Consider the following 10,627-nt stretch of genomic DNA (forward strand, 5'->3'; position numbering starts at 1 on the left):
GGCAAGCCTTTGCGCGGGGACGGTTGTGAAAGTTTTTCACAGGGAGATGCTCTGAAGGATGCGCGAGTCAAGCTACGCTACCAGCGCGATCTTCGGCACGGTGGCGAGCACCGACTGGTTGCGGCCGTTGGCCTTGGCGGCGTAGAGCGCTCTGTCGGCGGCTTCGATCAGGTCGGACCATTGCTGGCCTGCGAGCGGCCGCATGCTGGCGGCGCCGATGCTCACCGTCGTGATCAGTTCACCCTCGCACCATTGCTGGACTTTGTTGCGGATGGTCTCGGCCAGATTGAAGGCCTCGAGCGCGGTCATGTTGGGCAGCAGCACGGCGAATTCCTCGCCGCCGAAGCGTGCCGGGCAATCGCCGGCGCGGCGCACCGCATCCGAAATGCAGATCGCGATTCCCACCAGCACCTGATCGCCGGCCTGATGCCCATAGGTGTCGTTATAGGCCTTGAAGTGATCGGCATCGATCATCAACAGCGCGACCGGCTGGCCGTAGCGGCCGGCCCGGCGCCATTCGCGGTCGATCTCGGCATCGAACTTGCGCCGGTTCTTCAGGCCGGTGAGGGCGTCGGTGGTCGCCAGCTCCTCGAGCTTGTCCTCGGCGTCGGCGCGGCGGACGATCTCGCGGGCCAGCACCAATGTCGCGCTGAGCACGAACAGCACCAGAAAGGCCATGATCGTGCCGATCCGGATCGCCTCGGTGCGCCAGAGATTGAAGACGGCTTCGAGCGGCTTGCCGACCACGACGTAAAGCGGCCCGCTGCTGCTGCGCCTGACATAGAGCCGCGGCGTGTCGTCGACCGGGCCCTTGCCGGAGAAAGCGCCGCCCACCTTCAGGTTCTCGGATCTCCAGTCCAGCTGCTCGGCGAGGTTCTTGCCGATCACGTCGAGATCGAACGGCGTCCGCATGATGATGGTGCGGTCGTTGCGCAGCACCGTGATGGTGTCGCCCGGCGTGAGGTTCAGCCGCCCGAACAGATCGTGGAAGTAGCTGAAGCGGATCGAGCCGACCACGACGCCGAGAAAGCGGCCGTCCTCGCCGGTGATGCGCCGGCTCAGCACGATGGCGTAGGCGCCGCGATGCAGCATCGGCCGGCTGACATACAGCCCGGTGTCGGGATGGTCGCGCTGGATGGCGAAATACTCCTCGTCGCTGCGGTTCTCAGGCTGCGGATCGAGGCTCGCCGCGTCGATGGTCAGATTGCCCTTGGTGTCGAACACCTGGATCGCGCCGAAATGCTTTGCGGTCGCGGCGTGATCGAACAGGATCAGCTGGCGCAGTTCCTTGCTGACGCCGCGGATCTCCGGCATTTCCAGATTGCTGGCGACCGCGCGCAGCGACAGGTCGTAGAGCTCGATGTTGCGGCTGACGTCGGCCTCGATGCCTGACGCCAAATTCTCCAGGGTCCGGCGGGCCAGCTGCTCCTCGCCGCGGCGCATGTCGAACATCACGCCGGCGCAGATCGCGGAAAAGCCGAGGACGGTCGCAATCGACGCTGCGATCAGCAGCTTTGCCGATAGCCGCCAGCGCTGCCTTGCGTCGTTTCCCCGTCGAAATGGCATGTCCCGCTCCAAAGCGCCGTCATGCAACGGGAAGTCTTGTTGTCGCCTTAAATGGCGACAGCGGCCGGCGAATGGGTTAACGGGTGGTTGCCGGACCCTGGTTTATTGTCATCGAGGATGTTGTGAACGACTACGACGCGCTGCGGGATTATCTGAAGAAGCAGCATTTGCCCGAATTCGTGCTGACCTTCGACGAGATCGAGGCGATCATCGATGCGGCGCTACCGCGCGCTGCGCACCGGGCGTCGTGGTGGGAAACCCTGCGCAGCCCGCAGGAGAAGATGCCGCAGCGCGAAGCCTGCCTCGACGCCGGCTACATCGCCACCCGTCAGGCCGACGGCAGGAGCGTCAGGTTCAAGCGAATGCCGAAGCCGCGTTAGCTCGCGGCTTCCAGCCGTTCCTCGGTGAGGAGGCGCGTGGCGGCGTCGGCGTCCATCGGCTCGCCGAAGGCAAAGCCCTGTGCGTATTCGCAGCCGAGCTGATAGAGCTCGACGGCGTCCGAATCCGTCTCGGCGCCTTCCGCGACCACTTCCATGCCGAGATCGTGCGCCAGCGCGATGATCGATTTCAGGATCACCGGGCGGGTGCCGCGGCTGGTGGTGCGGACGAACGACTGGTCGATCTTGATAGTGTCGAACGGGAAGCGCTGCAGATAGGACAGCGAGGAATGTCCGGTGCCGAAATCGTCGAGCGACAGCCCGGTGCCGAGCTCGCGGATCCGCGCCAGCATCTGGGCGGCGTGCTCCGGATTCTCCATCACTAGCGATTCCGTCAGTTCCAGCTTCAGCGTGCCGCGCGCCACTGAGGAGCGCGACAGTACGGTGCGGATATCGTGGATCAAATCGTGGCGCAGCAATTGCCGCGACGACACGTTGACCGACGCGAAGATCGGCTCGCGCGCGCGCATCGCGCGCTGCCACACCGCGAGCTGGCGCGCGGTCTGGTCCATCACGAACATGCCGAGATCGACGATCAGGCCGGTCTCCTCGGCGACGTTGATGAACTCCGACGGTGACATCCGGCCGAGCTTGGGATGGTCCCAGCGCACCAGCGCCTCGAAGCCGGCGATCGCGCGATCCTCCAGCCGCACGATCGGCTGGTACAGGATCGTGAGCTCCTGGCGCTCGATGGCGCGGCGCAAGTCGCTCTCCAAGGTCAGGCGGTCGGTCTTCCGCGCCCGCATCGCCGGCTTGTAGACGTCGATGCGGTCGCCGCCGATCCGCTTCGAATGATACATCGCAAGTTCGGCGTCCTTGATGATCTCGTCGGTCAGCGGCGCCGCCGGGTCGGACAGCGCAAGGCCGATCGAGGCGGTCAGGAAGATCTCGCGGTCGTTGAACGCGATCGGGGCGCGGATGGTCTTGCGGATGGTCTCGGCGAAATTGGTGATCCGCGCCGGGTCCTGCTCGGACAGAAGGATCAGGCCGAACTGATCGCCGGCCATGCGCGCCAGCGTGTCCTGCGGCTTGAGGATGCGGGTCAGACGGCGCGCCAGCGTCAGCAGGATGGAATCGCCGACCGCGATCCCGACGGAATCGTTGACCTGCTTGAAGCGGTCGAGGTCGATCACCATCAAGGTCGGCCGCAGGTTCGGCATGGTCTTGGCGAGGTTCGCCACCGCGCCGAGGCGGTCCATGAACAGCCGGCGGTTCGGCAGCCCGGTCAGGTTGTCATGCACCGAGTCGTGCAGCATCCGCTCTTCGGAGTTCTTGAACTCGGTGACGTCGGTCAGGGTGCCGACCACGCGCGAGACCTCGCCGTCGGAGCCGACCACCGGCCGCGCCTTCAGCGCGAACCACATGAAGTGACCGTCGGGCGTGCGCAGCCGGAAATCCTGCACCAGGCGGCCGCGGCGCTGGTCGAGCACGCTGTCGAGCGCGGCGCGGAAGCGGTCCTGGTCGAGCGGATGTAGCACCTCGAGCCATTTCGCCGCCGGGCCTTCCAGCGTGCCGCGCTTCAGACCGAGCAGCGCCTCGGTCTCCGGGCTGGTGAACACCTTGTCGGCGGAGACGTCCCAGTCCCAGATCAGATCGCCGGAGCCGGTCAGCGCCAAGGCGCGGCGCTCGACATCGGAGACGACGCCCGTGGTGGCGCCGCCGCCGGCGAAGGCGTGCTGCATTACCGTAAATCCAATGAGCATCACGATCAGCACCAGGCCGCCGAGCAGCGCTGGGCCGACGATGTCGTTGGTCACGGAACCCGCGACCGTCATGCCGGCCGCGACCACCCAGACCACCAGCAGGAACCAGGTCGGGATCAGCAGCACCGCGCGGTCGAAGCCGTGGGTCGACAGATAGACGATCAGCGCGAAGCCGGCGAAGGCGATCATGACCAGCGACATCCGCGCGATGCCGGAGGCGACCGCGGGATCGAACAGCGCCAGCGCCACCAGCGAGCCGAGGAAGACGAGCCAGCCGATCGTGATGTGCGAGTAGCGGACGTGCCAGCGACTGAGATTGAGGTAGGCGAACAGGAACACGAGCAACGTCGCCGCGAGGATCGCCTCGCCCGCCGCGCGCCAGACGCGCTCGGCGTTGTTCGACATGTCGAGCACCTTGCCCCAGAAGCCGAAGTCGACGCCGATATAGACCAGCACCGCCCAGGCCAGTGCCGCGGCGGCCGGGAACATGATGCTGCCCTTGACCACAAACAAGATCGTGAGCACGAGCGCGAGCAGGCCCGAGATGCCGATCACGATGCCTTGGTACAGCGTAAACGAGTTGACCTTGTCCTTGTAGGCGTCGGGTTCCCACAGATAGAGCTGCGGCAGCTTGTCGGTGCGCAGTTCCGCGACATAGGTGACGACGGCGCCGGGATCGAGCGTGATGCGGAACACGTCGGCTGTCGGGCTCTCCTGCCGCTCGGGACGATCGCCGACGGACGGCGTGATGGTCGCGATGCGCGACAGGCCGAGGTCGGGCCACAACAGGCCTGATGACACGATGCGATAGTGCGGCGCGACGATCAGGCGGTCGAGCTGGTCGTCGGTGTTGTTGGCGAGCGCGAACACCACCCAGTTCTGGCCGCCTTCACGGGCGCGAACTTCGATGCGGCGCACGATGCCGTCGGTTCCCGGTGCGGTGGAGACCTGGATGCGGTCGGTTTCGCTTCGCTGATGGTCGAGAACCGCGGTGAGGTCGATCGCCGGCGCATCGCTGCGCACGCTGACCGCATCGATCGCATACGCGTCAGGCGCAGCGGCAAACATCATGAGGCCCAGCGCCAGCAGCGCAAGGCACCTGATCAGACGCAATGTCAGTACTCCGCGATCGACAAACTGCCCGGGCCCGGCGACCGGCCCGGAGGTGGCGCGATAAATGACACGAAAGCGAAGGGAATCAAAGGGTTTCCGCCCCTGCTTCCGCTGCGAGGGTTAAACCACCAACACAATTTTGCCAATATGTTCGCTGGTCTCCATGCGCCGGTGCGCGTCGGCGGCCTTTTCCAGCGGGAATGTGCTGTCCATCAGCGGTTTGACGCGGCCTTCGCGCAGCAGCGGCAGCACCTTTGCCTCGATTGCCGCGACCATCGCCGCCTTGTCCGCATTACTACGGGGGCGCAGGGTCGAGCCGGTGTGGTGCAGCCGCTTGACCATCAGCTTGGCAAAATTGGCTGTGGCCTTCGGTGTTCCCGACAGGAACGCGATCTGGACGATGCGGCCTTCGACGGCGGCAGCGTCATAGTTCCGGTCGATATAGTCGCCGCCCACCATGTCGAGGATGACATTGGCGCCGTTGCCGCCGGTCGCCTTTTTCACCGCCTCGACGAAGTCCTCGGTCTTGTAATTCACCGCGTAATCGGCGCCGAGCTTGAGGCAGGCGTCGGCCTTGTCCTGCGAGCCGACGGTCACGATCACCTTGGTGCCGAACGCCTTGGCAAGCTGGATCGCCATCGTGCCGATGCCCGACGAGCCGCCGTGAATCAGCAGCGTCTCGCCGGCCTTGAGCGCGCCGCGCTCGAACACATTGTGCCAGACGGTCATCAGCGTTTCCGGAATGGCGCCGGCTTCCTGCATCGTGAGCTGCGGCGGCACGGTCATCGCCTGCGCGTCCTGCGCGATGCAATATTGCGCGTAGCCGCCGCCGGCGACGAGCGACATCACCTTGTCGCCGATCTCATGCTTTGCGCCTTCGCCGAGCGCGACCACTTCGCCTGCGATCTCGAGGCCGGGCAGGTCGCTCGCGCCGGGCGGGGGCGGATAGGAGCCGGAGCGCTGCGCGACGTCAGGGCGATTGACGCCGGCGGCGGCGACCTTGACCAGGATCTCGCCGGGACCCGGCACTGGCAGCGCGCGGGTCTCTGGCACCAGCACCTCCGGGCCACCGGGCTTGCTGATGGCAACGACGGTCATTTGCGCGGGCAGGTTTGGCATGGTTCGTCCCTGGTCAGTGAAGAGGATTGGCTTGTGGCATACCGCCTTTTCCAACGAAGCGAAACGCCATTAAGTCCCGAACCGCCTCGTCAGATGGTCGGCTTTTTCGGGGGTGATTTTCTCGACCGGCAGGCCGAGCCTTGCGACCGGCGTGCCGGCACCACTGTCCAGCAACGGAATGAGTGGGCCATTGGGCCAGCGCGGCACGGCATCGTAGCGGCCGAGCGCGCCAAGCACGCGCTCCGCGAGATCAGGCACGATGCTCCACGCCAGCACGGCGCAGTGCGCGACAAGGTTGAGGCCCGTACGGGTGATGATCGCGGCGCGTGCCGGATCGGACTTGATCGCCGTCCATGGCGCGGTGTGTTGCAGGTAAGCGTTCGCGGTGTCCCAGATCGCGCGGGTCGTTGCCGCCGCGGCGCGAAACTCCAATGCGGTGTGATGGCGGTGCAGCGCTGCGATGCGCTGCTCCAGATCAAACGCGAGTTGCCGTTCGGCGTCACCGGGTGCGCCACCATCCGGGATGCGGCCGTCGAAGGCGCGATGCGCAAAGCTGATGATGCGGTTGGCGAGGTTGCCGAAGATATCGGCGAGATCCTTGTTCACATCGGCAACAAATCTCGCGACGGCAAAATCGGTGTCGGCGCTTTCGGGCGCGTTGGCGATCAGCCACCAGCGCCAGAGATCGGCCGGCAGTTCCTCCAGCGCCGCGTCGGTGAAGATGCCGCGCTTCCTGCTGGTCGAGAACTTGCCGCCCTCGTAATTGAGCCAATGAAATCCCTTGATCACATCGGCGGTCTTCCACGGCTCGCCGGAGCCGATCAGCGTCGCCGGAAAGCTCACGGTGTGGAACGGGATGTTGTCCTTGCCGAGAAACTGGATGTAGCTGACGTCGTCGGCCTGCCACCACCATTGCCGCCAGTCGCGGCCGGGCGCAGCTGCCGCCCATTCCTGTGTCGCCGCGATGTAGCCGATCGGCGCATCGAACCAGACGTAGAACACCTTGCCGTCAAAGCCCTCGCGCGGCACCGCGATGCCCCAGGCGAGATCGCGGGTGATGCAGCGATCGCGCAGCTCGGCATTGAGCCAGCTCTTCGCGGTCGACACCACGAAGGGCGGCCACCCGGTGCGGCTGTCGATCCAGGCGCCGATGCTGTCGACCAGCTGCGACTGGCGCAGGAACAGATGACGGCTGTCGCGGATCTCGAGCGCGCGGTCGCCTGACAGCGCCGAGCGCGGATCGATGAGGTCTGGCGGGTCAAGCAGCGTGCCGCAATGGTCGCACTGATCGCCACGCGCCGATCCATCGCCGCAATGCGGGCAGGTGCCGAGCACGTAGCGGTCGGGCAGGAAGCGCCGGTCGGCCGGCGACCACACCTGCCGCGACGAGCGCGCCTCGATCAGTCCGGCTGCGTCGAGCCGGCGATAGAAATGCTGCGTCAGCGCATGATTGTGCGGCGCGCTGGTGCGGCCGAAATGATCGAAGGACAGACCGAAGCGCCGGTAGATGTCGGCCTGGACGGCGTGCTGCGCATCGCAGAACTCCCTGATATCTTGCCCGGCCTCGACGGCGCCGAGCTCGGCCGGCGTGCCGTGCTCGTCGGTCGCGCAAATGAAGAGCACGTCGTGACCGGTCTGCCGGCGGAAGCGGGCGTGGACGTCGGCGGGCAGCAGCGAGCCGATCAGATTGCCGAGATGCTTGACGCCGTTCACATAAGGAAGGGCGCTGGTGATGAGAATTTTGGTCATGGGTTAGGGTCTTTCGCGTCTGGTGATGCCGACCCCGGTGCAATCAAATCGAAAATCAAAAAGCCCTCCCGCATGATCGGAAGGGCTTGGGGTCGGCTCATGCCTGGCGCGCAGGCGCACTATCCCGTCCGGTCAGACTCCTTGCGGTCGGGCCGGGGCATTCGCGTCAGATGTTGCGCGCACACGAAAGTCACTGCAAAATTCTCCTGCACAAGGACATTACCATCTCTGGACGCACGGCGCCAGAATCATCGCGGGGAGGACACATGCCGATTGAGGATGAGGACCGGCCGCGGAAGAAGATCACCCACGAGATCGGACAGGATCTCTCGCTGCTGTCGGTCGAGGAATTGACCGAGCGCATCGCGCTGCTCACTGCCGAAGTCGATCGCCTGAAAGAGGCAATGACGAAGAAGCGCGCGTCGAAGGACGCCGCGAACACGTTCTTCAAATCGTAGCGCTGCGACATCACAAGCGTCGTCCCGGACAAGCGAGCAAAGCGAGCGCGATCCGGGACCCATAACCACCGCTGTTTCTCGTCGCGTACGGCTGGGGCCACAGCTGCGCGCAACGCGGACATTGGTGGTTATGGGTCCCGGCGTTCGCCCGGACGACTCACGCGTATCAACGTGGACCTGTCCCAAACTAGGTCAATGGCCGACATGGCAAACAAAGCCTGAAGAAATCCGTTCATTTACGATCGGTTAAGCTTTCTCGATTATGACTGCATTGTCCTCGTTTGGACACCGAGTGGCTCCTGTCCACTCTGTTTGACGCCTCCCTGTTATCAACTTCAAAAGCCGCCGGAAACGGCGGCTCTTTTTTGTGCGTCCTATCCGTTGGAAACCATAAATCCGGTTGCGGCTGGACTCTTCGGCGCGCCCGCGCAATGATTTGTTCATCATAAGCTGGCGCGTCAGATGCCAGCGGGCGTTACGATGGTGTGAGGGCGTTAACCATGGCGGATCGTTCCCAGAACGAAGCCGGGCTTGTGCTGTTCAGTGAACGGCTGACCAATTCTGCGGCATTTGGCGTGCTGTTCCGGGAAGGCATGGATCTGGTCGAGCAGACCGCCGCCTATCTCGACGGCGACGGACGTGCCGAGGCCAAGGCGCTGGAACGCTCCGTCAGCCTGACCTATGCCACCGAGAGCATGCGCCTGACCACGCGGCTGATGCAGCTTGCCTCGTGGCTGCTGCTGCATCGCGCGGTCAAGGAAGGCGAGATGACGCTGACCCAGGCCAATCGCGAGAAGACCAAAGTGAAGCTGTCGGCCGCCGATCCCGGCCCGGTCGACATGGTGACCAAGCTGCCGGAGCAATTGCAGCAGCTGATCGCCCGCTCGATGGATCTGCAGGCGCGCGTCCGCCGCCTCGACACCACGATCCACGCGCCGGCGCCGGATCGCTCGTCGATCGGCAACCCGCTGGTGCCGCAGCTCAACCGGCTCAAGGCTGCGTTCGAGCAGTAAGATTCGAACCGTCAAATCAGTGTGAAACTTCAGTGCGGCGTGGTTTGGCCGGCCGCTGCGGCGTGTGCTGATCGATCACCTGCCGCAGCCGTATTACGGCCGCCTCCAGCTCCTCCGGTTCGAAGCCGCCGAAGCCGAGCATGAGGCCGGGCCGCGCTGCTGCCTCGTACATCGGTGAAATCGGCCGCACGACGATGCCGTCGGCAAGCGCTGACTTCGCCAATTGCACATCGTCGAAGCCTTGCGGCAGCCACAGCAGCAGATGCATGCCCTGGTCGCTCGGCTGCAGCGTGACGCGATCAGGCATGTGACGCGTCAGCGATGCGATCAGTGTCGCGCGGCGCGCGGCGTAGACGCCGCGGATGCGCCTGATATGCGCTTCGAACAGCCCCTCACGCATGTAGGCCGCCAGCACATGCTGGTCGGCGGTCGGTGAATGCCGGTCGAGCAGCGCCCGCGCGCCGGCGAAGGCGTCGATCAGGGGTAGAGGCGCCACGACGTAGCCGAGCCGCAGCGAGGGAAACAGCACCTTGCTCAGCGTGCCCAGATAGATCACGCGTGACGGCGCGAGCCCCTGCATCGACGGGAAAGGATGACCCGCATAGCGCAACTCGCTGTCATAATCGTCCTCGATGATCCACGCATTGCTTCGCTGCGCCCACGCCACCAGCGCGTTGCGGCGGGCCATGCTCATCGGCATGCCCAGCGGGTACTGATGCGAAGGCGTCACGAAAGCCGCGTGCGCATTCGGGCACGCTGCGATGGCGGCGTCGACGTCGATGCCCTGCGCATCGACGCTCACGCGCGTGGTGACGAGATCGAGATCGTCGAGCACGGCGGTCATGCCGGGATAGGCCGGATCCTCGGTCCACACCCGATCGCCCCCCGACAGCAGCACGCGGCCGGCGAGATAAAGGCCCTGCTGCGTGCCGGCCGTGATCACGACCTGCTCGGGCTCGCAATGCACCGCGCGGGATTTGCGCACATAGTCGGCGATCGCCTGCCGCAGCACCATCAGGCCGCGTGGATCGCCATAGCTTGCCGGCGCTGCCGCGTGCGATGCTCGCACGCGGTTGCCAAGGCGACGCCAATTGTCGTCGGGCGCGACGGCGCCTCCGGGGACCGCGATCGCAAACGGGATTTCCGGCATCGGCGTGAAGGCCGCCACAACCTTGGCAAGTCGCACCGCGCGCGGCGGCAACTCGATCGGCGCAGTCTTGTTCGGGCTGCGGCCAGCCGGTGGGCGGACCGGCCGTGCTTGCTCTGTAAGCGTCGGCGCGACGCGGGTGCCGGCGCCGACCTGCGATTCCAGATAGCCCTCGGCCTGCAATTGCCCGAAGGCTTCCGTCACCGTGCCGCGCGCCACGCCGAGCGAGGCCGACAGCGCGCGGGTCGAGGGCAGATATTCTCCGGCCTTCAGTTCGCCGTTGGCGATGGCGGCGCGCAGGGCCCGCGCGATCTGACGCCCG

General features: G+C 65.4%; 8 protein-coding genes. 3 read left to right on the top strand and 5 right to left on the bottom strand.

Annotated elements, in window-relative coordinates; genetic code table 11:
* Positions 1-72 precede the first annotated feature (72 nt).
* Entirely contained in the window at positions 73-1,566 is a 1,494-nt protein-coding gene (locus H8B02_RS40030) for a sensor domain-containing diguanylate cyclase (protein WP_229171213.1), read from the bottom strand.
* A gap of 122 nt (positions 1,567-1,688) precedes the next feature.
* Here H8B02_RS40030 and H8B02_RS40035 point away from each other — a divergent pair, with 122 nt between their 5' ends.
* Entirely contained in the window at positions 1,689-1,946 is a 258-nt protein-coding gene (locus H8B02_RS40035) for a DUF7662 domain-containing protein (RefSeq protein ID WP_092123173.1), read from the top strand.
* Here H8B02_RS40035 and H8B02_RS40040 read toward each other — a convergent pair.
* The 3 genes from H8B02_RS40040 to metG all read right to left on the bottom strand — a co-directional run bounded on the left by H8B02_RS40040 (position 1,943) and on the right by metG (position 7,687).
* Positions 1,943-4,819, bottom strand: coding sequence for an EAL domain-containing protein (locus H8B02_RS40040; protein ID WP_171947977.1), 2,877 nt, complete (start codon positions 4,817-4,819; stop codon positions 1,943-1,945). The two genes, H8B02_RS40035 and H8B02_RS40040, sit on opposite strands and share 4 nt — an antisense overlap.
* Before the next feature lie 120 nt (positions 4,820-4,939).
* The gene (locus H8B02_RS40045; protein WP_229171214.1) at positions 4,940-5,938 is read right to left on the bottom strand and encodes an NAD(P)H-quinone oxidoreductase; all 999 of its coding nucleotides are present in this window, start codon (positions 5,936-5,938) and stop codon (positions 4,940-4,942) included.
* Positions 5,939-6,007: 69 nt separating this feature from the next.
* Complete coding sequence (metG, locus tag H8B02_RS40050) at positions 6,008-7,687, bottom strand: methionine--tRNA ligase (RefSeq protein ID WP_229171215.1); 1,680 nt, start codon at positions 7,685-7,687, stop codon at positions 6,008-6,010.
* A 266-nt stretch (positions 7,688-7,953) separates the two neighbouring features.
* Between metG and H8B02_RS40055 the strand changes: the two genes are divergently transcribed.
* Positions 7,954-8,145 carry a DUF1192 domain-containing protein gene (locus H8B02_RS40055; RefSeq protein ID WP_229171216.1) on the top strand — a complete coding sequence of 64 codons (192 nt, stop codon included), beginning with the start codon at positions 7,954-7,956 and terminating at the stop codon, positions 8,143-8,145.
* A gap of 500 nt (positions 8,146-8,645) precedes the next feature.
* Positions 8,646-9,158, top strand: a complete 513-nt coding sequence (gene rcdA, locus H8B02_RS40060; RefSeq protein ID WP_092123179.1) for a protease adaptor protein RcdA — start codon at positions 8,646-8,648, stop codon at positions 9,156-9,158.
* Positions 9,159-9,174: 16 nt separating this feature from the next.
* On the opposite strand, the gene pdxR is transcribed toward rcdA, so the two are convergent.
* A partial coding sequence (gene pdxR / locus H8B02_RS40065) for a MocR-like pyridoxine biosynthesis transcription factor PdxR (RefSeq protein WP_229171217.1) occupies positions 9,175-10,627 on the bottom strand: 1,453 nt, incomplete at its 5' end.

It is taken from the genome of Bradyrhizobium altum (assembly GCF_020889705.1).
GTDB lineage: Bacteria > Pseudomonadota > Alphaproteobacteria > Rhizobiales > Xanthobacteraceae > Bradyrhizobium > Bradyrhizobium altum.